Below are 24581 nucleotides of genomic sequence, written 5' to 3' on the forward strand. Positions count from 1 at the left end.
GATCAGGCCCTCACTGGCCGGTGTGCTGGACGATGGGCTGGGCGGCAGGGTCGACCTGTACCTGGTCGCCCGCCTTGACGTGCTGCAGGCCTTCGACCACCACCCGTTCGCCGGGCGCCAGCCCCTCGCTGACCAGCCAGCGGTCACCCTGCACGCTGCCCAGTACCACCTGGCGTTCGCTGACGCGCTCCTGAGTGTCGACCACCAGCACTTTTGGCACCCCGGCGCTGTCACGCAGGATGGCCCGCTGCGGCACGCTCAAGCCTTTGGGTTGCACGGCCTGCTCCAGGCGCACGCGCACGTAGCTGCCCGGCAGCAGGTCGAGGTCCGGGTTGGGGAACTCGCTGCGCAAGGTGATCTGGTTGGTGCTCGGGTCGACGCTGATGTCGGAGAACAGCAGCTTGCCCGGCAGCGGGTAGGCGCTGCCATCGTCCTGAATCAGGGTGGCGCGGGCCTGGCCGTCGGCGGCCTGCTGCAGTTCACCGGCGCGCAGCGCTCGGCGCAGGGCGTTGAGCTCGCGGGTCGACTGGGTCACGTCGGCGTGAATCGGGTCGAGCTGCTGGATGGTCGCCAGCGGCGTGGTTTCGTTTTGCCCGACCAGTGCGCCTTCGGTGACCAGGGCGCGGCCGATGCGCCCGGATATCGGCGCGGTGACGGTGGCGTAACCGAGGTTCAGGCGGGCGCGCTCCAGCGCGGCCTTGGCTTCGGCAACGGCCGCGTCGGCCTGCAGGAAGGCGGCACGAGCGTTGTCGTATTCCTGGCGGCTGACGGCCTTGTCGTCCACCAGCTGGCGGTAGCGTTGCTCTTGCAGGCGCGCCTGGTACAGCGTGGCCTCGGCCTTGGCCAAGGTCGCGCGGGCACTGTCGTGGTCGGCCTTGAACGGCGCCGGGTCGATGAGGAACAGCACATCGCCCTGTTTGACGTCGCTGCCTTCGCGGTACACCCGTTTGAGCACCACGCCAGCGACGCGTGCGCGCACTTCTGCCGTGCGCGGCGCGAGGATGCGCCCGCTCAGCTCGGTACTGATGGCCAGGGGCTGCAGTTGCAGCGTCTCGACCCGTACCTGGGGAACGGGCTGTTTTTCTTCCTGCTCGGCCGCATCGTCGCAACCGGCCAGGGGCAGAGCAAGCAGCGCCACGAGCGCCAGGGGGCGCAGGCGCGGGGGGAGGGTAATAGGCATACGGATCTTCCGATGATGACCTGCGTATCCTAAGGCAACCGTTCCTCGGGTGGCTGTTAACACCTGTAGGACCTGTGTGAAAAAGTGTTAAGAACAGTCCTACCGGTTTGTAGGTTTCTATATTCTGCAGGTATCTGTGCCGGCCTCTTCGCGGGCTTGCCCGCGAAGAGGCCGGTGAAGCTTCCCTCAATTTTCCTAGCAAACCCCTATGCCCAACATTCTCCTGGTCGAAGACGACAGCGCGCTGTCCGAGCTGATCGCCAGTTACCTGCAACGCAACGATTTCCATGTCCGGGTGATTGCCCGGGGCGACCACGTGCTGGATGCCTTTCGCCAAGACAACCCCGACCTGGTGATTCTCGACCTGATGCTCCCCGGCATCGATGGTTTGCAACTGTGCCGCCTGCTGCGCCAGGAGTCGCAGAGCTTGCCGATCCTGATGCTGACTGCCCGCGACGACAGCCACGACCAGGTACTGGGCCTTGAGATGGGCGCCGACGACTACGTGACCAAACCTTGCGAACCACGGGTACTGCTGGCCCGCGTGCGCACCTTGCTACGCCGCAGCAGCGTGAACGAGCCGCGCCTGGACAACCACCAGATCCTTATCGGCGGCTTGCGCATCGACCTCGCCGAGCGCCTGGTCAGCTGGCGCGGCGATGAAGTGGAGCTGTCCAGCGGCGAATACAACTTGCTGGTGGTGCTGGCGCGCAATGCCGGTGTGGTGCTCAGTCGCGACCGCATCCTGCAGCAACTGCGCGGTATCGAGTTCAACGGCACCGACCGCTCGGTGGACGTGGCCATTTCCAAGCTGCGCCGCAAGTTCGATGACAGTGCCGGCGAGGCGCGCAAGATCAAGACCGTGTGGGGCAAGGGTTACCTGTTCAGCCGCGTCGAGTGGGAGTGCTGACCGAGCATGCTGAAAATCCTGGTGCGCCTGTATCTGGTGATCATCGTGGCCTACGCCGGCGCGCTGCTGTTGATCCCGGACACCATCGTCGGCCTGTTCCACGAGCGGTTCATGGCCTACAACCTGGATCAGGCCAAGGGCGTGCAGTCGCTGATCGTCCGCCAGTTCCGCCAGGCGCCGCGCGAACAGTGGCCGGCGGTGGAGCAGGACCTGGCCAAGCTGTTCGCGCCGTTGCAGGTCAACCTGCTGCGTAACGACCAGGCCGGCCTGAGCCCGTCGGAGCAGGCGCGCCTGGAGCATGGCCAGTACGCTGTACGCATCGGCGACTGGGGCTATTACGAAACGGTGCTGGCGCCTCTGGACAAGGACTGGCTGGTGAGCCTGCATTCACCGCCGGACCCGCTGGATATCAACGTGCTGTCCTGGGGCGTGACGGTGCTGATCGGTGCGGCCATGCTCGGCTGCCTGTTGCTGTGGGTATGGCCGCACTGGCGCGACCTGGAGCGCCTGAAGGAAACCGCCCGGCGCCTGGGCCAGGGGCAGATGGCCGAGCGCACGCACATCTCGGCGCACTCGAACATCGGTGAGCTGGCAGGTGTGTTCGACACCATGGCCAGCGACCTCGAACGCCACGTCAATCAGCAGCGCGAGCTGCTCAACGCGGTATCCCACGAGCTGCGCACGCCGCTGACCCGGCTGGATTTCGGCCTGGTGCTGCTGTTTGACGAGGTGCCAGCGGCCAGCCGCAAGCGCCTGCTGGAGCTGGTCGGGCATGTGCGCGAGCTGGACGAGCTGGTGCTTGAGTTACTGTCGTACAGCCGCTTGTACAACGCAGACCAGGCCCGTGAACGGGTCGAGGTGTCGTTGCTGGAGCTGGTCGACAGTGTGCTCGGTGGGTTTGCTGAAGAACTGGATACACGAGGTATCCAGTGGGAGGTGCAGGCCGAGGGCAACCTGCCTCGCTTCGTGCTGGACCCACGCCTGACCGCCCGGGCAGTGCAGAACCTGGTGCGCAATGCCATGCGTTATTGCGATGAAAGCCTGTTGCTCAGGTTGCGCCTGGAGGCAGACGGCGCCTGCCTGTTGACCGTGGAGGACGACGGCATCGGCATTCCGGTGGAGGAGCGCGAGCGGATCTTCCAGCCGTTCTACCGGCTGGACCGCAGCCGTGACCGCAACACGGGTGGGTTTGGCCTGGGGCTGGCGATCAGCCGCCGGGCGATCGAAGGGCAGGGTGGGACGCTGACGGTGGCGCAATCCGCCTTGGGCGGGGCTCAGTTCAGGATTCATCTGCCAGCTGGCTAGTCCACAGCACGAAGCGGTCCTTGCCACGGTGCTTGGCCGCATACAGTGCCTGGTCGGCCTTGACCAGCGCCATGGTCAGGGTGTCTGCAGCGTCCACCTGGGCCAGGCCGATGCTGATAGTCACCGGGTGCGCACCCTGGTCTTCCCGTACACGCTTGCACAAGCTGCCGACTTGCCGCTCGGCCGCTTGCTGGTCCAGGCCCTGGAAGAAGATCGCAAATTCCTCGCCGCCGAGCCTGGCGAACTCATGCTCTCCCATCGATGCCTTGATGTGCAGCGCCACACGCTTGAGCACTTCATCGCCAATGTCATGGCCGAAGCGGTCGTTGACCTTCTTGAAGTTGTCGATGTCGATCATCGCCAGGTATTGCCCAACTGGCGCCTGTTGCAACTGGCGTTCGGCCTTGGTCATGAACGAGCGGCGATTGGGGATTTCGGTCAGCACGTCGACATAGGCCTGTTCGAGCAGCAGCTTGGACATGTAGAAGTTGTGCAGCTTGGCCTGGCGCATCTGCAGGTAGCTGTAGGTCACCAGGCCGCTGAGGAACACGGCATAGCTCAACAGCATCGCGGCTTCGAGGTCGTCCAGGTCGATATTGGTGCGGTAGAACGGGTTGAGCATGGCCCAGGTGATGGCCATGGCGCAGAAGAACGACCAGCGTCGTACCGGCAACACCGAGACGCTGTACAGCACGGTGGAGGTACCCAGCACTAGCCAGACTGGGCGCAGGGCGATCGGGATGCCTTCGATGAGCAGGCGCATGCCCAGGGTGATGATGGCAATGAACAGCAGGTTGAGCACGTCGAAGTGGTGGGCCTTGCGGGTGAAACCCAGTACCACCGTGAGGCTGCACAGCAGCCCAAGGAACAGGCCGGACAACCACGTGAAGCCCTGGTTGCCCAGGTAGCTGACGATGAGGTCGAAGATCAGCCAGACCGTGATGCTGAGGCAGAAGATGAGCTGGCAGAAGCGTCGGGACTGGTCGAATTCATGCTGGCGGAACTCGGCGCGCAGGGCAGCGGGGGCGACTTGCTTGCGTACGTGATCTTCGATGGTTTTGAACATCCTGGCTCCTGTTATTCCTGCTTACCCAGGCCCGGCCTCTTCGCGGGCAAGCCCGCTCCCACAGGACTGAGAAGACCCTGTGGGAGCGGGCTTGCCCGCGAAGAGGCCAGTACAGGCTGACTCAATTCTGTGGCAGAACACCCCGGGCCCAGGGGCGGTAACGCAAGGCAAACACCGCCTCGGCATGGCATCCGCCATTGAGCTTCGGCTCGGCAGGCTCAGCCCTGAACGCCTGGCCTGCGCTGCTCACCTGGCGAAACGCCTCACGCACCACACCCACCCGGCATGGCAGCGCCTGCTCGTAGTTCTGACGCACCAGCGGCGGCAACCGCCCGGTGCCGGCACCGTCCTGCCACCACACCGTCAAGCCCAGCCCGGCCAGTTGATCCAGCCAGGCGCCGTTGACCCGCGGTGCCAGCTTGCCAGCACTGAACGCGCTGATGTGCAGCGGTTTGTCCAGCCGCCGGTTGAAGGCCTGCAACTGGCTGTACAGCGCCTCGCGGCGCCCGGCATCGCGAAAGTGCAGGTCGTCCAGTTCCATTGGCAGGTACCAGCCGCTGACGGGCAACTCCCAGTGCTGGCGAAGTTGTTGGTACTGGCTAAGCGAGCGGCCCAACTGCGACTTCCAGTAGTTGCCCAGGCCATCACCGTCGAGTTCCTCGATGCGCTGGTAGTAGGCCGGGTCCAGGTACAGCCCGAGCACCAGCTCCAGGCCTTGGGCGTGGGCCTCGCGCAGGCTGTTGGCCAGCCAGCCCTGCGCACCGCCGAAATCACTGTCGCCGTAGGCACTCCATTGCACGATCAGGGTCTTGCCCCCCTGTGCCTTGGTGGCGCGCCATAACTGCTGCCACTGCGCCGGGGTCACCGCAGCATCGCGGTTGAGCGGCTGGTAGAACAGGCGCTGGTCGGCCATGGCCGGCAGGCACAGGGCGAGCATGCAGATTGCCAGGAGCGTACGCATCAGAAGGTCATCTCCGCGCCAACCAGCACGCCATTGGCACTTTTGTAGAGGTTGCCACCCAGCGACTGCTGGTACTCGGCGCGTACCTTCAGCGAGCCGCGGTAGGCGTTGTAGCGGTCGTCGTCGAACCACCACTGCCAGCGCACGCCGACCCCGGCACGGGCGTCCTGGCGCCAGTCGTTGCTTGGGTCCTGGCTGGAGAACTCGAAGAAGCCGTAGGGCATGAGCGTCTGTGGCGAATTGCCGGGCAGCTTCCAGGCATGGCCCTGCTGGTAGCGCGACAGCCAGGCGTGGTCACCGGCGCGGGTCCACCAGGCGGCGTCGAGGTAGAGGAAGCGTTCGTTCCAGTCGTCCTCGTCGACCCGCCAGTCGTTGCGCCAGTCGCCTTGGTCGAGGAACGAGGCAGTGGCGCGCAGCAGCAGGTCGTTGCTCGATTCTGCATGGTGGCGCAGGTCACCCCAGTTGCCGCCGACCTTGGCCGGGCTCAGCAGCTCGCCAAGGCTCAAGCCGCTGTAGTGGTCGTCGTCGATCTGCCGTTGGTGATACAGCTCGGCATACAGGTTGAGGTTGGCCTGGCCCAGCGGTTTGTAGCGCAGGCCGACGCCGGTGCCCATGCTTTGCGCATAGTCGGTGCGGCTCTGGCCGCCGAACAGCACCCGGCCGTAGACCGACAAGGTGCTGCCGTTGCGGCTGGGCTCCTCGCCCAGGGCGTGGTCCCACATGGCCAGCTGCACGTTCTGCGATTGCGCGCGCCGTGAAGTGCCGCTGCGCTGGCCATTGTCGAGGAACTTGTCGTTGGTCGAGGTGCCGGCGGGTGACCAGGTGCTGGCCAAGGTGATGGTGTCGCGCCGTGACAGGCTTTCGTGGGCGCGGCGCTGGCGGTACTTGCGGGCTTCGAGGCTGCCGTATTCGTCGTCGGCATCGACCAGATTTTCTTCCACGTCGATTACCCTGCGCAGCTCGCGCCGTGCGGCGGCGCTGTTCTCGGCTTCGTCGTAGCGCAGGGCGAGGGTTTCGCCCAGGCGATAGTCTTCGGGGAAGTCACGGGTAGCGCGTTCCAGATAGGGGATCGACTGGCGGCGCTGGGCCAGGTCCTGCGAGCCTGCCAGGCGCATGCCGTAGTCGGCACGATAGCGTGGCTGATCGGGCGCCAGGCGCACGGCCTCGGCCAGCCAGGCGGTGCTCTGCGCGCTGTCGCCGGCTGACTGGGCGGTGCTGGCGGCCGCGTAGTAGTGGTCGGCACGCGGGTTGTGCGCCAAGGCCTGGCGCTGGAAGCCCAGGGCTGCTTGCAGGTCGCCCTGACGTTGCGCAATGGCGGCGCCCAGTGCCCAGTCATCGGCACTGTGGTGCGCGGAGGCGTCCCAGTAGCGGCGGGCGGCGTTGGCGTCGCCGGCGTTCAGTGCGCCACGTGCGGCCGTCAGGCGGGCGTTGTCGTTCCAGGCACTGGCCGGCAGGCTGCGCCAGATCGGCAGGGCCGCTTCGGAATCGCCAACGGCTTCCAGGGCATAGGCCAGGGGCAGGCGGTTGCCGCCGTCGCCCAGGCGCTCGGCAGCCTGGTAGTAGACCACCGCCTCGCCGGGTTGGTTGGGCATGGCGCAGCGGCCCAGGGCGCGGTACTGGCCAGCTTCGCTCGGGGTTGCCGGTATCGCCTGGCGCACGGCATCGCACTGGCCGTTCTCAGCCAAACGGCCGAGCAGCTGGGCGCGGGCATTGGCGTCGACCCTGGGGATCAGCTCGAGCATGCGCCGGCTGTTCAGCGGGCCATCATTGCGCGCGTAGAGGTTGGCCAGGCGTTGCAGCAGCGAAGGGGTCAGGCGCCCTTGGCGGCGGTCATAGGCCTGTTCCAGCAATGTGCGGGCATGTTCATTCTGGCCTTGTTGCAGCAAGAGGAATGTCGCTTGCTCCAGCGCCGCCAGGTCACCGCTCTGGCGGTAGCGTTTTTCCCATTCGGTGGCCGTGCGCGGTTGTGGCGGCTGCACCGGGTCGCCATACAGGCGTTGCTTGAGCACCGCATAAGCACGCGGATCGGCGTTGGCGGGGCAACCCTTGAACTGCTCACGGGCGACCTCCGGGTCGTGGCGCGACAGCCAGTCGACCGTCTCCAGGCAGGGGCGCTGCAGTTCGTTACTCAGCTGGCGCACCAGCTGTGCATCGTCCCCCTCACGGGCCAGCTCCCACAGTTGCTGGCGTTGCTCGGGTTGCTGCAGTTGTTCGGTCGGCAGTTGCTGCAGCCAGCGCTGCGCCAGCTGGTTGTGGCCGACGGCGATGGCACGGTTGGCCATGGCCAGGCGAGTCTGGTTGGCGGCTTCGGTTGAAGGTGCGCTTTGCAGCAACTTTGTCAGGCCCTTTTCGTCCACCTGCTGGACATAGGCATTGGCCAGCCGCTGCCAGTCTTCAGGCGGCAATTGGCCCTTGTCGGCCAGTGGCTGGAGTTGCTCGATGGTTTCCTTCCAGTTGCGCAATTGCTCGGCAAAGTTGGCGCGGGCCAGGCGCAGCACCTGGCCATCGTCGCGTGGTGGCAGCTGGTTGAGCCAGTCCAGGGCTTTGCCGGCACCGCCGAACTTGGCCAGGCTCAGGCTGTAGGCTTGCCACAGGCGTACGCGCTGAGTGCCGTCGGCGCTGGCCAGCCAATTTTCCACCTGGCTGGCCGCTGGCGGGTCCTGCTCGATCCAGGTCAGGCGCAGCTCCAGCAGGGCGTTGGCGTATTCAGGGCCGTCGCCGAGCTGTTCGGCCATGGCTTCGGCTTCCTTGTAGCGGCGCTGGTGGGCCAGGGCCTCGACCAGCAACGCACGGGCTTCATCGTTGTTCGGCACGCGCTTGAGGACATGGCGGGTCAGGCGTTCGACTTCGGCCCAGTTATCTTTCTTCGCTTCGCGGTAGCTGCGCTCCATGAACGGGTAGCTGGTAAAACGCTGGAACTCGGTCATCGGCGCTGCCTGGGTGGCCAGCGCTGTGGAGCACAGCAACAGGCCGGAAAGGGTCAGGGACAGACGCGGCTTCATGCCACCTCCCGGGTCAGGTCAAAGGCTGCCTGCTGTTCGCTGGCCTGTTCGGCGAGGGCCTGTTGCAGCACCTCTTCGGTAATGATGCCGCGGGCAATCAGGTGTTCGCCGAGGCTCTGCTGCTCGGGGTCGAAATCGATCAGCGCCTGGTTGAACAGGGTGACCGGGACCATGCCGCGCACCTGCAGCAGCGCGCCGAGCATGACCTGGTGCTGGCTGACCCGTTCGAGCAGGTCGGCATCGTCCTGGTGCCGCTCCAGCACGGTCAGCATGTGGTGGGTTTCGGGCTTCTGCCAGGGGCTCGGGTAGTGATAACGCAAGCCCAGCGTGACCCGGCCCTGGGGCGCCAGGCGGCAGCTGACCGGGCGTTTCAGCTGGCGGCTGATCACCCCCAGCGATACCTGGCTGACCGGGCTTTCGCTGGCCAGCACCAGGGTATTGCCGTCTTCGGCGACCGGCAGCACGCCATAGTGCGTGGCCAGCCGGCGAGGCAGCTGGGCGATCAGCTGTGGGTCAAGCTTGAACGGGTTGAGCGGTGCCCAGGGCAGGTCGAGCTGTTCGGCCAGCGTTTCTACCAGCTGCTCGCTGTTCAGCCAGCCCCGCAGCAGCAGTTCACGCCCCAGGCGCCGGCGCACCGGGCTGGTGATCGCCTGCTCCAGCTGTTGTTCGGTGATGTAGCCCTTTTCCACCAGGCGATGGCCCAGTGGCGTCCGCGCTGGCGAGGCGAGGGCAGGGAATTCGTGGGTGGTCTTGTCCCACGCCACCCGCCGCGAGTCGCCCATTTCCATGACCTGGCGAAGGGCGCGCAGGTTGGCAAAGAAGTTGACGAAGTTGCTCCACATCATCCGTGGCGCCGACAGCAGGCCCTCGAAGATGCCGTAATAACGGGTGACGAACCAGCCGCGCTGGAACAGGCGGTTGACCAGCATCAGGCCATTGAGCCAGAGCAGGGTGGTGAGCAGTTGGCTGTCGCTGAGGATCGACATGAAACGCCAGGAATTCGGGGCGATCACGGTCACCAGCCACATGGCCAGCAACACCAGTAGCAACAGGTTGACCAGGAAGCTCAGCAGGTAGGCGAACAGCCCCCGGCGGTCGCGCCAGAGGAAGTAGTTGAGCGCGCCGGTGCGGCTCCAGCCAAGGTTGCTGGTGCCCTGGAAAACGATGCCGACGATCCACCGCGATTTCTGCCGGATGGCGTGCTGCCAGTCGCGCGGGAAGTGCTCGCGCACGCAGATCACCTGGGCGAACTCGCGGCTCATGCCCGGGCGCCACTCATGCTTGAGGGCCAGCGCCGGATCGCTGATGGAGTAGCGGGCAAAGATGCACTTCATGCCCTTCTGCTTCAGGCGAAAGCCGATGTCGTAGTCTTCGGTCAGGCTCTGCACGTCGAAGGCAATGCCATCGCCGTCCTCCAGCAGGGCGCTGATGGCGCGCCGGCTGAAGCAGGTGCCGACACCGGCACTGGGCACCTGGCCGGTCAGGGCCTCGCGCACGATCACGTCCTTGCCGTGATTCTCGGCGAACTCGTCGACGTAGTGCCCGGCGGTAAAGCCTTTCCATTCCGGCGCGTAGGGGTACACCGGGATCTGGATCATGTCCTTGCTCGGCAGCAAGTAGTTGAACAGGCGCAGTTCCATGGGCGAGATCACGTCTTCGGCGTCATGCAGGATGAAACCGGCGAACTGGATACGGGCATCGTCCTGGAAGCGCAGGATGGCGTCGATGATGTTGTTCAGGCAGTCGGCCTTGCTGGTGGGGCCGGGGCGCGCGCAGACCACTTTGTGCACATTGGGGTAGTGCAGGCACACGGCGTCGACGTCGGCCTGGGTCTGCGGGTCGTTGGGGTAGGTGCCGACAAAGATCTGGTAGTTTTCGTAATCGATGGTCGAGGCCGCCAGGCGCGCCATTTCGCCGACTACGCCTACCTCGTTCCAGGCCGGGACCATGATTGCCAAGGGTTTTTCCGGTACTTCGAACAGGCGTTTCTCGTCGGCCTTTTCGTGTTTGTCGTAGATGCGAAAACGGCGGATCAGCTTGCGGCCCCAGTAGCACAGGTCGATGAACAGATCGTCAAGGCCGAGCAGGAACATCAGCGAGGCGAGGATGATCGCGAGGATCTTCAGGCCGAACAGCACATAGGTGAGGAAGTCGATAAACGCCAGGCTCATGCGTCGCCTCGCTCGGCGGCGGTTTCCTCGAGCCATCGGCTCAGGCGTGTGGCGATGATTTCGCTGGCATGCCCGTCACCGAAGGGGGTGAAGACCCTTGCCATGCGCTGATACGCCTCGGGGTCGTCAAGCAGCTGGCTGGTTTCCTTGACGATACGTTCGGTGAGCGTGCCAACCAGTTTCACCGTGCCGCCCTCCAGCACCGAAGGGCGTTCGGTGACTTTGCGCAGCACCAGCACCGGTTTGCCCAGCGCCGGGGCTTCTTCCTGGACGCCGCCAGAGTCGGTGAGGATGATGTGGGCGCGGTTCATCAGCCAGACGAAATGCTGGTAGTCCTGGGGCGCCACCAGGTGAATGTTGTCGTGCCCGGACAGCAGGCCGTATACCGCTTTCTGCACCTGCGGGTTGAGGTGCACCGGGTAGACAAATTGCACGTCGGGGTAACGCAGGGCCAGCTCGGCCAGGGCCAGGCAGATACGCTCGAAGCCTGCGCCGAAGTTCTCCCGACGATGGCCGGTGATCAGCACCATGCGCTGGTCGGCATGCAGCTTGTGCAGTGGTGAATCGGCGGCGGGCTGCCATGCGCTCTGCGTGAGGTACTCGCGCATCCATAGCAGCGCATCGATGACAGTGTTGCCGGTGACCTCGATCTGCTCCACGGGCACGCCTTCGCGCAGCAGGTTGTCGCGGGCCTTGGTGGTGGGTGCAAAATGCAGGTCGGCAATCACCCCGGTCAGGCGCCGGTTGGCTTCCTCCGGCCAGGGTTGCTGCAGGTTGCCGGTACGCAGCCCGGCCTCGACATGGGCGATGGGGATATGCCGGTGAAATGCGGCAAGGCCAGCAATGAAACTGGTGGTGGTGTCGCCGTGGACCAGCACGATATCGGGCTTGACCTGTTCGTAGGCCTGGTCGAGCTTGCCCAGCAGGTCGCGGGCCAGGCCGTTGAGGGTCTGGTTCTGGGTCATGACCTTGAGGTCCTGGTCGACGCTCAGGCCAAAATCGGTGAGTACCTGTTCGAGCATTTCGCGGTGCTGCCCGGTGGAGCAGATGTGCAGATCGACCTCGGGCCATTCGCGCAGGACGCGGGCCAGCGGGGCCATCTTGATCGCTTCGGGGCGGGTACCGAAAACCATCATGACGGAGTTCGCCATAGTCTTGTTCCTCGTTCGATTCCCTGGACGAAGTGGGTCGACATGTCGCCGCTTGCAAGTGATTAGATACAAGCAGCCGGATGCGGGGTTGTCCAATGCGCAACGGGGGAGTGCGGTCGGAGGGGGGGGCCAGGGGATGGGTGTTGCGGAAACGTTTATCCTAATGTTTCTTGATTGAACGGTCAGTCAAATATGTATTTCAGACTTTTTCCTGTAGGCTGCGTCCTGTAATTTTGAAGGTCGTTTTCCCAGGGAGCTCAACATGCAAGGCAAGGCACGCAAGATCGTCCAGGCCATTCTCTACGAAGCCATCGCCGTGGCCTGCGTGGCGCCGGCGCTGGAACTGGCGTTTGGCGCCGGCATGGCGCAGTCGACCGTGCTGTCGATCCTGATGTCGGGCATCGCCATGAGCTGGAACATGGCCTACAACTGGGCCTTCGAACGTTGGGAAGCACGCCAGCAGCAACGCGAACGCACCTTCCTGCGGCGCCTGCTGCATGCCTTGGGCTTCGAGGGCGGGCTGGTGCTTATCCTGTTGCCGCTGGTGGCGTACTGGCTGGATGTCGGCCTGTGGGCGGCGTTGCTCACCAACCTGGCGCTGTTCGTGTTCTTCTTCGTCTATGCCTTTGTGTTCCAGTGGGGCTTCGACAAGGTCTTCGACGTGCCGCTGTCGGCGCAGCAAGCCAAGTGTTGACTTGGCTAAGCCAGGCGGGATAACTTCCCTACCCATGAAAACCTTCCAGCACGTCAACGCCATTATTATTACCGCCATTATCAGTTTGGCGGGCTAGCGCGTACGTGCACCGAACCCGCCCTGGAGGCGGGTTTTTTCTCTCTGACTCCTGGGCAACGTGAACAAAGCCAAGGAGTTGCAATCGATGACCAGCCTCAACGTCAGCCCTCGTACCCCGTCCACCCCGCAGCAGCTGCTGTCGGAACAGGTGCGCCGCATCCTGTCCGCGCCGGTGTACGACCTGGCCATCGAGACGCCCCTGCAAGCTGCCCCCGCATTGTCTGCCAGCCTCGGCAACCAGGTGCTGCTCAAGCGTGAAGACCTGCAACCGACCTTCTCGTTCAAGATCCGCGGCGCCTATACCCGGCTGTCGCGCCTGAGCCGCGCCCAGCGCGAACGCGGCGTGATCACCGCCTCTGCCGGCAACCATGCCCAGGGCGTGGCCATGGCGGCTGCGCACCTGGGCATGAAGGCGACCATCGTCATGCCCACCACCACGCCGTCGCTCAAGGTCGAAGGGGTGCGCTCGCGGGGTGGCCATGTGGTGCTGCACGGCGAGAGCTTTCCACATGCCCTGGCCCACGCATTGAAGTTGGCCGACAGCGAAGGGGCGACCTTCGTGCCGCCGTTCGACGACCCGGACGTGATTGCCGGCCAGGGTACCGTGGGCATGGAGATCCTGCGCCAGCAGCCGGGTGCGCTGCACGCCATCTTCGTGCCGGTCGGCGGCGGTGGGCTGGTCGCGGGCATTGCCGCCTACGTGAAATACCTGCGCCCCGAGGTCAAAGTGATCGGTGTCGAACCGGAGGACTCCAACTGCCTGCAGGCTGCCATGGCGGCGGGCGAGCGGGTGATCCTGCCACAGGTCGGCACCTTCGCCGATGGTGTGGCGGTGGCGCAGATCGGTGCCCATTGCTTCGAGCTGTGCCGGCATTTTGTCGATGAAGTGGTGACTGTCAGCAGCGATGAACTGTGCGCGGCAATCAAGGACATCTATGACGACACCCGCTCGATCACCGAACCCTCAGGTGCCCTGGCCGTGGCCGGGATCAAGAAGTACGTGGCCCGCGAGGGCGTGCAGGGGCAGACCCTGGTGGCCATCGATTCCGGCGCCAACGTCAACTTCGACCGCCTGCGCCACGTGGCCGAGCGGGCCGAGCTGGGCGAGCAGCGCGAAGCGATCATCGCCGTGACCATCCCCGAACAGCCCGGCAGCTTTCGGGCCTTCTGCCAGGCGCTGGGCAAGCGGCAGATCACCGAGTTCAACTACCGCTATTACCCGGGCAAAGAGGCGCGCCTGTTCGTTGGCGTGCAGACCCACCCACTGCACGACCCACGCGAGCAACTGCTGGCCAGCCTGCGCGGGCAGGGCTACAGCGTGCTCGACCTGACCGACAACGAACTGGCCAAGCTGCATGTGCGCCATACCGTGGGTGGGCATGCAGCGCCGGGCGCCGATGAGCGGGTGCTGCGCTTCGAATTCCCCGAGCGGCCAGGGGCGCTGCTGGGGTTCCTTGAGCGGCTGGGCAAGCGCTGGAACATCAGCCTGTTCCATTACCGCAACCATGGCGCGGCGGAGGCGCGGGTGTTGGCGGCGCTGGAAGTGCCGGCCGACGAGCAGGCCAGCCTGCCCCAGGCGCTGGACGAAATGGGCTACCGCTACTGGGACGAAACCGCTAATCCGGCTTACCAGCTGTTCCTTGGCTAACGTTGCCCTGGATCAACATCGCGTTCATTGAACGGGCGGATGCTCATGGGCAGACAGACCTGCCAGGAGGATCCGGTCATGAGCAGCACCTTCTTCATTCCGCCCGTCAACATCATGGGCATCGATTGCCTTGACGAGGCCATGGCCGCGATTGCCGGCTATGGCTTGCGCAAGGCGCTGATCGTTACTGACCAGGGCCTGGCCAAGGCCGGTGTCGCCGCCCGTATCGGGCGCATGCTGGCCTTGCAGGATATCGACTCGGTGGTATTCGACGGCGCCAAACCCAACCCCAGCATCGCCAACGTCGAGGCGGGCCTTGCCCTGTTGCAGCGCGAGCGCTGCGACTGCGTGGTATCGCTGGGCGGTGGCTCGCCCCATGACTGCGCCAAGGGCATTGCCCTGTGTGCCACCAATGGCGGGCATATCAGCGACTACGAGGGTGTCGACCGCTCGCGCAAACCGCAGCTGCCGCTGATCGCCATCAACACCACGGCGGGCACGGCCAGTGAAATGACCCGCTTCTGCATCATCACCGACGAAAGCCGCCATGTGAAAATGGCCATCGTCGACCGCAACGTCACGCCGATTCTCTCGGTCAACGACCCGGCACTCATGGTCGCCATGCCCAAGGGGCTGACGGCGGCCACCGGCATGGACGCATTGACCCACGCCATCGAGGCCTATGTGTCGACGGAGGCCACGCCGATCACCGATGCCTGCGCACTCAAGGCCATCAGCCTGATCAGCGAGAACCTGCGCCAGGCCGTGAACGATGGCAACGACCTGCAGGCGCGGGAGAACATGGCCTACGCGCAGTTCCTGGCCGGTATGGCGTTCAATAATGCCTCGTTGGGCTACGTGCATGCCATGGCCCACCAGTTGGGTGGTTACTACGACTTGCCCCATGGTGTGTGCAATGCCGTGCTGTTGCCCCATGTGCAGCGTTTCAATGCCAAAGTCAGTGCCGCGCGCCTGCGCGATGTGGCCAAGGCCATGGGCATCAAGGTCTGCGGGCTGGATGCGGAGCAGGGCGCGGGGGCGGCGATATCGGCCATCGAGCACCTGGCGGCAGCGGTTGGCATTCCTGCAGGGTTGGCGGAGCTGGGGGCCAAGCTCGAGGATGTCGGCATCCTGGCGGAGAACGCCTTGAAAGATGCCTGTGGGCTGACCAACCCGCGGCCGGCCAGCCAGGATGAGATCGAGGGGATCTTCCGGGCTGCGTTCTGAAGGAGCTATCACTGGCTGAGGCGGTCGTTGTGGGAGCGGCCTTGTGTCGCGAAAGGGCCGCACTGCGGCCCCAGGATCTTGGCTCCGATCACAGATTGCCGGGGCTGCTGCGCAGCCCATTCGCGACACAAGGCCGCTCCCACAGGAAACGCTCAATGTTCAGCAAAGATGTTCAGCGCTCGCGCATGAAGAACCCGGCCACATACTTGCGGAAGGTTTCCAGGCTCTTGAAGTCGGCATAGCGCTTGAAGTTCTCGGCATCGGGCTCCGGCCCGATCGGTTTCTCCAGCAACGACACCGACAGCACCCGGTCCTGATCCGAGGTCAGTACCAGCTCATCCATCACCTGGCCACCGATTACCGGTCGGCGCATCTGCACTTTCACACCTTTGCTGGCCATCCAGTCGATCAGTGACACCAGCGCCTTGAGTGGCTCACGCTCCTCGTCGCGGTACACCGGAAACAGGTGCGCGCGCGACAGCACCGGCACGCTGGCCACGTGGATCACTTCATAGAAGTGGCTGCCCGCCGTGGTGGGCGAGTACAGGGCCAGCGCCAACAGGGGGCCCGACGCCCGGCTGCCGCCCCAATACAGATGGTGCCCCTGGAAATCGAAGCCGTCCTCACTGCGGTTGTTGAACAGCTTGCGCCCCTTGATCTGGTCGACACAGTCCAGCAGCAGACCATGGCGGCGGTGGTTGCCGAACACCGTGGCTTCGCGCAGGCGGGACTTGAGCATCATCATGTGCTTCATGTCCAGTCGGGTTTCCAGGTAGTTGCCGGCCGGCACCCGTTCTAGCAGCGGGTAACGGCTAGCGACACTGCGCAGCTCGGCGAACTGGCCCGTGAGGTCTTTCTTCAGGTGCGTGGCGTAGAGATTCAGGCCGCTGATCTCGACCCAGGTCAGCAGCAGCGACAACAGGCGCTGCTGTTCGCGCCGGTCGTTGCCGTCCGCCACGCCTGTGCTGGCGTCGCTGGCAGGGCGGAAATCACCGATCAGGCGCAGTGGGGTGTCAGGTGCAAGCCAGGCGGCTGGTGTGACGGGTTCATCCTCGCGCTCGCTGGCTTCTCGTTCGTCCTTGGTGAACGGGCATCCGGGTGCATGCTCGGCAGTGCCCGGGTTGTTCTTCAAAAACAGCGTGCCGGTGCTGCCATTAAGGGTGACATTGAGCACCGGCAAGGCATCCTTGCGGCAATCGCAGGCCAGCCACTGGTTGGCGCTGCGCACCTTCATCAGCAGCTGGTTGGCCTGCAGCAGGCGTGGCCCGGCGAGGCTGCCGGTGGCGAAACCGACCAGCAGTTCCTCTTCGGCCGGGGTCAGGCTGCGCACCTGCGCGGCGGTTTTGTCGATGATTCGCATGAAGCAGCTCCAAGCTACGAGCCTCAAGCTTCAAGCAAACGCGCCGCGCTTTCAACTCGTCGCTCAGTTGCCGGCGAACATCTTGGCGGCGCGGGCGCGAATTTCGTCGGGGGTCAGGTCTTCCTTGTGGGTGGACACGAACCAGATATTGCCGAACGGGTCTTTCAGGGTGCCGCTGCGGTCGCCGTAGAACTGGTCCGTCACCGGGTGCAGCTGGGTGGCGCCGGCGGCCAGGGCCTGGGCGTAGACCTTGTCGCAGTCCTCGACATACAGATGCAGGCCTACGCCAGCACCGGCGAGTTTCTGGCTGGCGGTCAGGCCGCCCTCGCGGTCGCAGGGGTCACCGAGCATGAGCGACGAGTCGCCGATGCGCAGCTCGGCGTGGCCAACGGTGCCGTCCGGGCCTTCAAGGCGGAACATCTCCGAGGCGCCAAAGGCTTGCTTGTAGAATTCGATGGCCTTGGCGGCGTTATTGATGGCCAGGTACGGGGTGATGCTGTGCTGGCCATCGGGGATGGGTTTGGCAGCCATGTTCGACTCTCCTTTGCAATGGGCGCCGATGGGCGCCCTGATGCTTAGAGTCGCCTGCGCAGATGGAAAATCGACAATGGCTCTAGATCGATTCTCTATAAGCGCGCGGTCAGAAGATGTAGTCGGTGGTCAGGAAGCTCGATTGGCGGTTACGGATGATTTCGCTGATCAGTTCCTTGTTGGCTTCCTGGAAGCGAGTCGCGACCAGGGTCCGGATGGAGAACACGCGCAAGGCATCGTGCACCGACAGTGTCCCTTCGGCGCTGTTCTTGCGGCCGTTGAACGGGTAAGTGTCGGGGCCGCGCTGGCACTGTGCGTTGAGGTTGATGCGGCCGACCTGGTTGGCAAAGATATCGACCAGGCTGCCGATGGTTGCCGGGTCGTTGCCGAACAGGCTCAGCTGCTGGCCGTAGTCGGAGTCGAGCACGTAGTCGATCACGGTCTGCAGGTCGCGGTAAGGCACCACCGGCACCACCGGGCCGAACTGCTCCTCGTGATACACGCGCATGTCGCGATTCACCGGGTAGAGCAGGGCGGGGTAGAAGAACGAACCGCGGCTCTGCCCGCCACCTTCGTTGAGTACCCGTGCGCCCTTGGCCGTGGCATCGGCCACCAGTTGGTCGAGGTAATCGACCTTGCCTTGCTCCGGCAGCGGCGTCAGTGCAACGCCTGGTTCCCAAGGCATGCCCGGCTTGAGCGCGGCGAGCTTGCGCTGGAACTTGTCGAGGAAGGCTTCGACCACATCCTCGTGGACGAACAGGATCTTCAGCGCCGTGCAGCGTTGGCCATTGAACGACAGCGCGCCGGTAACGGCCTCTTCCACGGCATTGTCCAGGTCCACCTGGGGCAGGACGATGCCGGGATTCTTCGCGTCCAGGCCCAGGGCCGCACGCAGCCGGTGCGGGCGTGGGTGCAGTTTCTTCAGGTCGCTGGCCGCCTTGTGGGTACCGATGAAAGCGAACACATCGACCTTGCCGCTGGCCATCAGCGCACTGACCGTTTCCCGGCCACGGCCGTAGATGACGTTGATTACCCCCGGCGGGAAGCTGTCACGGAACGCTTCTAGCAGTGGGCGGATCAGCAGCACGCCGAACTTGGCCGGCTTGAACACCACGGTGTTGCCCATGATCAGCGCCGGGATCAGCGTGGTGAAGGTTTCGTTGAGCGGGTAATTGTATGGGCCCATGCACAGCGCCACGCCTAGCGGCGCACGGCGGATCTGGCCGAGGGTGCCTTGTTCGAGCTCGAAGCGGCTGGAGCGGCGGTCGAGGTCCTTGAGGGCGTTTATGGTGTCGACGATGTAGTCGCAGGTGCGGTCGAATTCCTTTTCCGAATCCTTGAGGTTCTTGCCGATCTCCCACATCAGCAGCTTGACCACGGCGGTGCGCTGCTCACGCATGCGCGCGAGGAAGGTTTCCACATGCTGGATGCGTTCAGCCACGCGCATGTTCGGCCAGGCGCCGCGGCCCTTGTCGTAGGCGTTTACCGCCGCGTCCAGGGCGGTAAGGGCGGTGTCGGCGTCGAGCAGTGGCGCGCTGCCGAGCACGACCTGGCGCTCGCCGTCCGCTTCCTTCAGCCAGACCGGGCTGCGCACCGTGGCCAGGGGCCCCTCCCAGCGCCTGAGTTCACCGTTCACCAGGTAGTCGCGTTGTTCCAGCGGTGCATCAAGGCGCCAGTTTTCGGGAATGTTGCCGGCGGCAGGAAACAGCGAATCAAGCAGATGGTCCATGGGTACTGCACCTCACGTGTCTGGGCGGGTGAAACGCTTCAGCTTCGAGCATGCACCCTGAGCAAGAAAAACACCAGTCTGGCTCAATATTGCGTGGGCCGCGCCGATACAGGGGCAATCGCCCACACCTGCAGGCTTATGACCCCGTCCAATTCCCCGATGACCCACGAACAGAAACCGACTGCCGGCACGCTGCGTCGCGCCTTTTGCCGCTTGTTGCCGGTCGGCGTTTCCCTGGCCGGCATCGGCGTGTCCATGGTACTTGGCCACGTGGACATCCAGCGCCAGCAAAGCCAGCAGGACGCCAGCCTGTTCCACTCGCCGCTATTCTGGTTCGCCCTCACCTGCAGCGGCCTGCTCAGCCTGTTCATTGCGCAGATCAACCGCAAGCAGCGTCAGTTGCACCAACGTAATCGTGAATTGCAGCGCTCGCAGGCCCAGCTGGAGCGCCTGGCTCACTACGACACCATCACCGGGTTGCCCAATCGGGTGCTGTTCCAGCAGCAATTGGCCGAGGCCACTGCCCAGGGCCATGGCCTGGCCGTATTGCTGCTGGACATCGACGGTTTCAAGCAGGTCAACGATAGCCTTGGCCACGCCATGGGCGATCTGCTGCTGCAACAGGCGACAGCGCGCTTCCTGCAGGAGCTCGACAGCAGCGACCGGGTGTGCCGGCTTGGCGGCGATGAGTTCGTGTTCATGCTCCAGGGCACGCAGGGCCAGGTCAGCCACCAGCTTCGGCAACTGCTGCGCTGCCTGCAGCGGCCGTTCGACCTCAACGGCAACACCGCGCTGGTGACCGGCAGCATAGGCCTGGCCTGGTGCCCGCAGCATGGCGAAGACGTGGGTAGCCTGTTGCGCCATGCCGACACCGCCATGTATGCGGCCAAGGAAGGCGGCCGCAACGCCTGGCGTCCCTATCACCCCGACATGACTGCACGGCTGCACCAGCGTCTGGAGCTGGAGCGCAACTTGCGCCGGGCGTTGCAGGATAACGAGTTCGAATTGTGGTACCAGCCCAAGGTCGACCTGTTCAGCGGTCAGCTGGAAGGGGTCGAGGCGCTGCTGCGCTGGCGCGACCCGGAACATGGGCTGATACCGCCTGGCGATTTCATCCCGCTTGCCGAGCGCAGTGGCCTGATCATTCCCTTGGGGGAGCGGGTGCTCGACCTGGCCTGTGCGCAATTGGCCGCCTGGCGCGTCGCCGACTGCCTGCCGGGGCCCCTGGCGGTCAACGTGGCGGCGCTGCAGATCGAGCGCAGCGACTACGTCTCGAGCCTCGCTATGGCGCTGGAGCGGCATGGCCTGGCACCCAACATGCTGGAGGTGGAAATCACTGAAAGCCTGTTGATGGAAAGCCAGCAACAGGCGTGCGCGGCCCTGGCCCAGCTTCAAGCCATGGGCGTGGCCACGGCGGTGGACGACTTTGGCACCGGCTACTCGTCGTTGGCTTACCTGCGTGCCTTGCCCATCGACCACCTGAAGATCGACCGGGCGTTCATCAAGGATTTGCCGGATGACGATGATGCGGTGGCCATTGCCCGGGCGATCATCGACCTGGGGCATGCGCTGGGCTACCGCATCACTGCCGAAGGGATCGAGACCCAGCAGCAGTATGACTTCCTGCGCAATGCCGGGTGTGACCAGGGCCAAGGCTACCTGCTGGGGCGGCCGATGCCGGCCGCCGAGTTGCAGAAGTGGGTGGTGGGCAACCCGCTCAGGGCGCGATTGACGCGTTAGTGGCAGGGGGCTTACAGCGCAATGTTGAAAAGCTCATGGGCCGGTTGCTCAAGCACGTGCTGACGTAATTGCGGATTGTGGTCGATCGCCCTCAGGCGGCGCCAGAAATTTGTGCGGGCTCTCCTCGGCCGTGAAATGAAAGGCTCGAGGTCGAGCAGTGCCCTCAGATCTCGTCGGTAGTGCAGCGGCAAACGTTGCCAGAGTGCCGCTTCAGCGGGGCCAGTACCTCGGAAAAAACTATCATAGTCGCTGTTGTCCACTAGCAGATCCACCTGATTCATCACATTGTAGGCTTCGACTTCAGCGAGCATGCGTGGGCTGAGCCATCGGCTTTCAAGGCGCATCGCCTGGGCGACTGCGTGCGATAGCTGAAAGTTGGCCGGTAGCTGTTGCAGCTGATTGTCAGCCAGGTCGAGCGTCACAGGCGTGCTGGTGATGCTTTCCAGCCCGCGCGGCAATTCGGTCAGTGCGCAATTATCCAGGAACAGTGTGAACAGGCGCGGTATCCGACTCAGGTCTGGCGCGCGCAGCAACGGGTTGCCGCCCATGTCCAGCACGCCCAGGTTGGTGAACTGGTCGAATGTCCGCTGGGCGTCGTCATCCCAGGTGATGCGGTTGTTGTCGAGGTCAAGCCAGGCCAGTTCCTGGGGGTTGGCCAGGCGAGGCAAGCGATTGAAACGGCAATGGCTCAGGAGCAAGCGCTTGAGCCTGGGGAAACGTTCCAGGAACTCGGCAGGCAACTGGCTCAAATTGCGGTTGTATTTCAGCGATACATGTTCGATGTGAGTGAATTCGTCCGGCAGGGCCAGGCTCGCCAGGTCGTGATTTTCCAGGTCAAGCCGTGAAAGGTCCAGGCTGCACACGTCGGTATTGTGACCCAGCGGCAACCTGGATATGCGTCGCCAGGCATTGATGATCGGCGCGATGGCCTCCTGCCGCCGATGAGGGGACTGCGGGTCGGGACGTGCCCATTCGCCAAGGTCGCGGCGCAGGGCCTCCAGGCGTCGCTCAAGGTTGCGCATTTCCATCGTGGGTGAGCGCCCTTGCAGTTGCCAGTCGTCCATGGCGCGGAGAAACTCCTGTTCGGTTGCGGTGGGATACAGGCGCCGATAGCGGGTTGCCAATGGGGCTTCAAGGAAAGGGCCGACTGGTTGCACAGCGCGACCTCCCCGCAGCCCTTCGCCGCCAGCCCGGCGCCGTGCGCCTGCGCCCCAAAGGCGCTGAAGCAGGTCGATGCGACGGGGTTCGGTCCAGGCCAGCACACGCTGGCGCAGGGTGTTGCCATCAGTGCTGGAGATACCCAGTGCCTGGCGTCGGATGCTTGGCAGTGCTTGCTCGATTGCCCTGCACAGGTCCTGATCCTGTGTCGCTGGGGCGGGTCGTTCGCCCAGGTCGGCCTCATAACCCTCAGCCGATTTGATGACTTGGCACACCGTGGTTGAATCGCTGCTGCCCATGCTGTCGAGCACAGGGCCTTGCGGGCTGCCTGAGCGAAGCTCCAGGCGCAGGTCCGCAGGCCAATCAGGCATGCTATCCAGGTAGCTGAACAGCAGCCGTTCACTGTCGGTCGTCGCCTGTACGGGCAGTAGCAGATCTTGTAGCGCACGCACCAGTGGCCACTCGCGGTGTTGTTGCAATAGCTGTTGGCTTTCAGGGGGCGCAGTCTTTGCCATGCGTTTCAAGGTGTCCAGCATCAGCGCTGGCGCAGGTTGCCCCTCAAGGTGTACCTGGCACAGATCGGCCGCGTCGACACCACAGATACGCCCGGCCAGTTCCAGCTGGGCCGGTGTGAAAGCTGCATAGTCTTCGCCTAATCGTTTTGCCAGTACGGCGAACGACCACTGCTGTGGTTGCTCGTGGGCTGCGCGCCAGGCGCCATGACCGTTGTGTTCGAGCGGGGGCTCAAACGCGTGCGAGTTGTCGGGGTGAACGATCCGCCATTGCTGGCTGTGCGGGTCGAAACGCTGTTTGTAGAGCGCGCCGTCCATGCGGATGAAATGGCTGCCGTCCTGTACATACTGACCTTGCTCATTGGGCCGCAAACCTTCCGGTAGGGCCTGGGGGCTACGGTATGGCTTGAGGCTCGGCTGCCACAGGCGATTGCGGCCGTCGTCGCAGCGAACTTCCTGCAGGTTCTCCAGTAACGGGCTTTTGAACAGCTTCGGCACGACGTGACCCGCTGCTGCCAGGCCGCCGATCAGGGCCAGGTTCACGCCGACGGCTTCCAGGTGCTGCCAAGCCATCTGGCGATCGCCCTCACTCCAGGCTTCATAGCCTTCGTAGGCTTCGCCGAGCAACTGGCAGGCAGCCACGGCCAGCATCACGGTACCCACGGCCGGGATGAAAAAGCCGGCCAGGTTGAGCACATCCAGCCCAAGGTTTTCCCATTCATCAAGGCGTCTGGCGCGCGCCTGGGCGTCCGCCACGGCAGTGGGTACTGCTAGCTGTTCGGCTTCGCTTTTCAGGCGGGCCACATGCTGATCCTGAAAAAAACCGAAGGGTTCGTCGGTAATGCGCTGCATCGATGGATGCAAGTCGGCCGGACTGGCTGTGTCCAGGTTCTGCTGCAGCAAGCTGAGGAAGTGGGGTTGGTCCTGGTGGCTCAGGAAAGCCATAAAGCGCTGACGGTTATCGGGTTGCTGCAGCAGTGCTGCCAGTACGCGGTTGACGGCGTCCAGATCGGTGCAGGGATGCAGGGCAGGGGTATGGCCGGGCAAGTAGAGCAGCAAGCCGGCAGTACTGGCGTCGATCAACATCACCTCGTGCAAGGTGATACCGAACAGTGCCAGTTGCCAGCAGGGCACGGGGCCGTTTTGCAGCAGCAGGTCTAGCCGATCGCGAGTTACACCGCCCACTTCATGGCGCAGGTACGCCAGGTCCGCTGCCAGGCGCAGGCGGTCCTGTTGTACCGCAATCGCCTGTTCACGCACCTGTGGTGCACTGAAGCATTGCTGTAGATGAGCCTGGTAGGCAGCACCGAGGTCAAGTTCCCGACAGAGCTGGGCGAATGCCCCGGGAGCGAGATCGAGACGATCGACCTGATAGCGCTCCGATGCCAGCGTAAAATGCACAGTTGGCGTCTGCGGCCCAGTCACCGCCGTTGCTTGCACACTGATCGGCGTCACCTGGATTGCATCGCGATTGGCGATTGCACTTTCGGTGATGAACGTTTCGTCATCGGCAAAGTTCTGCAGCGCGGCCTGCAACAAATTGTCACGGCGGTGGCTGTATAGAAAGCGCAATACACGCCAGCTCCAGCTTCGGTCGACGCGCAGCAGTTCACTGGTGCGCAGCGGTTCAGTGAAGCCGCGCTCGGCCAGGCGTGCTTGCAGCATCGGCTCGGCGAATTCGGTGATCTGCTTCAGGTTCTTGAGTGAATGCGCCAGTGCGGCTTGTGAGCGCAGCAGGCGCTTGTGGCTGGTCATCACCGTTTCACGCAAGTCGGGGGCAGCATTGTTGAACCAGTCCTGCTCGTATGCCTCCAGGCGATGGCTTTGACCCAAGGCCTGCCATTGCTCAGGCGTAGCGTGTTGAACCCACTTGGGCAGTTGCTCTGCGATCAGGGTTTCATTGGGGGTGGGGAAGTTATGGTCGTTCATGTTGATGCTCCTTCATTGAAGGTGGCATCAAGCGATATTGGCCTGCAGGCGGAGCGGTAATGGGGTACCGCAATTTTCACTTGGGTGAAATACGCCTGATATATAGCAAAAGCAATACAGCACGGTAGTGCGGCATGGTATTTTTTGACGTCATGAAATAGGCCCGCATGCTGTCAAAATGCCGCTTGCCAATGCGCGCGCTTGCATC

General features: G+C 64.0%; 16 protein-coding genes. 6 read left to right on the top strand and 10 right to left on the bottom strand.

What is annotated here, in order from left to right:
* Positions 1-10: 10 nt before the first annotated feature.
* On the bottom strand, positions 11-1180 hold the full coding sequence (locus tag BUQ73_RS11095) for an efflux RND transporter periplasmic adaptor subunit (RefSeq protein WP_079227969.1): 1170 nt from the start codon (positions 1178-1180) through the stop codon (positions 11-13).
* Positions 1181-1388: 208 nt separating this feature from the next.
* Here BUQ73_RS11095 and BUQ73_RS11100 point away from each other — a divergent pair, with 208 nt between their 5' ends.
* Together BUQ73_RS11100 and BUQ73_RS11105 are read left to right on the top strand one after the other, a co-directional pair.
* Positions 1389-2090, top strand: a complete 702-nt coding sequence (locus BUQ73_RS11100; RefSeq protein WP_027916681.1) for a response regulator transcription factor — start codon at positions 1389-1391, stop codon at positions 2088-2090.
* Between the two features lie 6 nt (positions 2091-2096).
* Positions 2097-3395 carry an ATP-binding protein gene (locus tag BUQ73_RS11105; protein WP_079227970.1) on the top strand — a complete coding sequence of 433 codons (1299 nt, stop codon included), beginning with the start codon at positions 2097-2099 and terminating at the stop codon, positions 3393-3395.
* Here the strand turns inward: BUQ73_RS11105 and BUQ73_RS11110 are convergent.
* The 5 genes from BUQ73_RS11110 to wecB form a co-directional block, all read right to left on the bottom strand.
* Positions 3370-4461, bottom strand: a complete 1092-nt coding sequence (locus tag BUQ73_RS11110; RefSeq protein ID WP_079227971.1) for a GGDEF domain-containing protein — start codon at positions 4459-4461, stop codon at positions 3370-3372. The genes BUQ73_RS11105 and BUQ73_RS11110 overlap by 26 nt on opposite strands.
* 121 nt (positions 4462-4582) lie before the next feature.
* Positions 4583-5422 carry a DUF4434 family protein gene (locus tag BUQ73_RS11115; protein ID WP_079227972.1) on the bottom strand — a complete coding sequence of 280 codons (840 nt, stop codon included), beginning with the start codon at positions 5420-5422 and terminating at the stop codon, positions 4583-4585.
* On the bottom strand, positions 5422-8424 hold the full coding sequence (locus BUQ73_RS11120; RefSeq protein ID WP_079227973.1) for a phage receptor: 3003 nt from the start codon (positions 8422-8424) through the stop codon (positions 5422-5424). Before BUQ73_RS11120 ends, BUQ73_RS11115 begins: the two co-directional genes overlap by 1 nt.
* Entirely contained in the window at positions 8421-10595 is a 2175-nt protein-coding gene (gene nrfB, locus BUQ73_RS11125; RefSeq protein WP_079227974.1) for a cyclic di-3',5'-guanylate-activated glycosyltransferase NrfB, read from the bottom strand. Before nrfB ends, BUQ73_RS11120 begins: the two co-directional genes overlap by 4 nt.
* Positions 10592-11746 carry a non-hydrolyzing UDP-N-acetylglucosamine 2-epimerase gene (gene wecB, locus BUQ73_RS11130; protein WP_079227975.1) on the bottom strand — a complete coding sequence of 385 codons (1155 nt, stop codon included), beginning with the start codon at positions 11744-11746 and terminating at the stop codon, positions 10592-10594. The genes nrfB and wecB overlap by 4 nt, the downstream gene beginning before the upstream one ends.
* 262 nt (positions 11747-12008) lie before the next feature.
* On the opposite strand from wecB, the gene BUQ73_RS11135 reads away from it, so the two are divergent.
* The 3 genes from BUQ73_RS11135 (at position 12009) to yiaY (ending at position 15414) form a co-directional block, all read left to right on the top strand.
* Positions 12009-12440: a PACE efflux transporter gene (locus BUQ73_RS11135; protein WP_079227976.1), complete on the top strand. Its 432-nt coding sequence runs from the start codon at positions 12009-12011 to the stop codon at positions 12438-12440.
* 184 nt (positions 12441-12624) lie between these two features.
* Positions 12625-14187: a threonine ammonia-lyase, biosynthetic gene (ilvA, locus tag BUQ73_RS11140; protein WP_079227977.1), complete on the top strand. Its 1563-nt coding sequence runs from the start codon at positions 12625-12627 to the stop codon at positions 14185-14187.
* Between the two features lie 78 nt (positions 14188-14265).
* Positions 14266-15414, top strand: a complete 1149-nt coding sequence (gene yiaY, locus BUQ73_RS11145; protein WP_079227978.1) for an L-threonine dehydrogenase — start codon at positions 14266-14268, stop codon at positions 15412-15414.
* A 172-nt stretch (positions 15415-15586) separates the two neighbouring features.
* Here the strand turns inward: yiaY and BUQ73_RS11150 are convergent, their stop codons facing one another.
* From BUQ73_RS11150 to BUQ73_RS11160, 3 genes are all read right to left on the bottom strand, one after another.
* Entirely contained in the window at positions 15587-16774 is a 1188-nt protein-coding gene (locus BUQ73_RS11150; RefSeq protein WP_079227979.1) for a hypothetical protein, read from the bottom strand.
* A 63-nt stretch (positions 16775-16837) separates the two neighbouring features.
* Entirely contained in the window at positions 16838-17305 is a 468-nt protein-coding gene (locus BUQ73_RS11155; protein WP_079227980.1) for a VOC family protein, read from the bottom strand.
* A gap of 109 nt (positions 17306-17414) precedes the next feature.
* Entirely contained in the window at positions 17415-19034 is a 1620-nt protein-coding gene (locus tag BUQ73_RS11160; RefSeq protein ID WP_079227981.1) for an NADP-dependent glyceraldehyde-3-phosphate dehydrogenase, read from the bottom strand.
* 138 nt (positions 19035-19172) lie between these two features.
* Between BUQ73_RS11160 and BUQ73_RS11165 the strand changes: the two genes are divergently transcribed.
* On the top strand, positions 19173-20774 hold the full coding sequence (locus BUQ73_RS11165; RefSeq protein WP_079227982.1) for a putative bifunctional diguanylate cyclase/phosphodiesterase: 1602 nt from the start codon (positions 19173-19175) through the stop codon (positions 20772-20774).
* 11 nt (positions 20775-20785) lie between these two features.
* Here BUQ73_RS11165 and BUQ73_RS11170 read toward each other — a convergent pair whose 3' ends face one another.
* Positions 20786-24373 carry a leucine-rich repeat domain-containing protein gene (locus tag BUQ73_RS11170; RefSeq protein ID WP_079227983.1) on the bottom strand — a complete coding sequence of 1196 codons (3588 nt, stop codon included), beginning with the start codon at positions 24371-24373 and terminating at the stop codon, positions 20786-20788.
* Positions 24374-24581: the final 208 nt, after the last annotated feature.

Origin of the sequence: Pseudomonas putida (assembly GCF_002025705.1) — a bacterium.
GTDB classification, from domain to species: domain Bacteria; phylum Pseudomonadota; class Gammaproteobacteria; order Pseudomonadales; family Pseudomonadaceae; genus Aquipseudomonas; species Aquipseudomonas putida_J.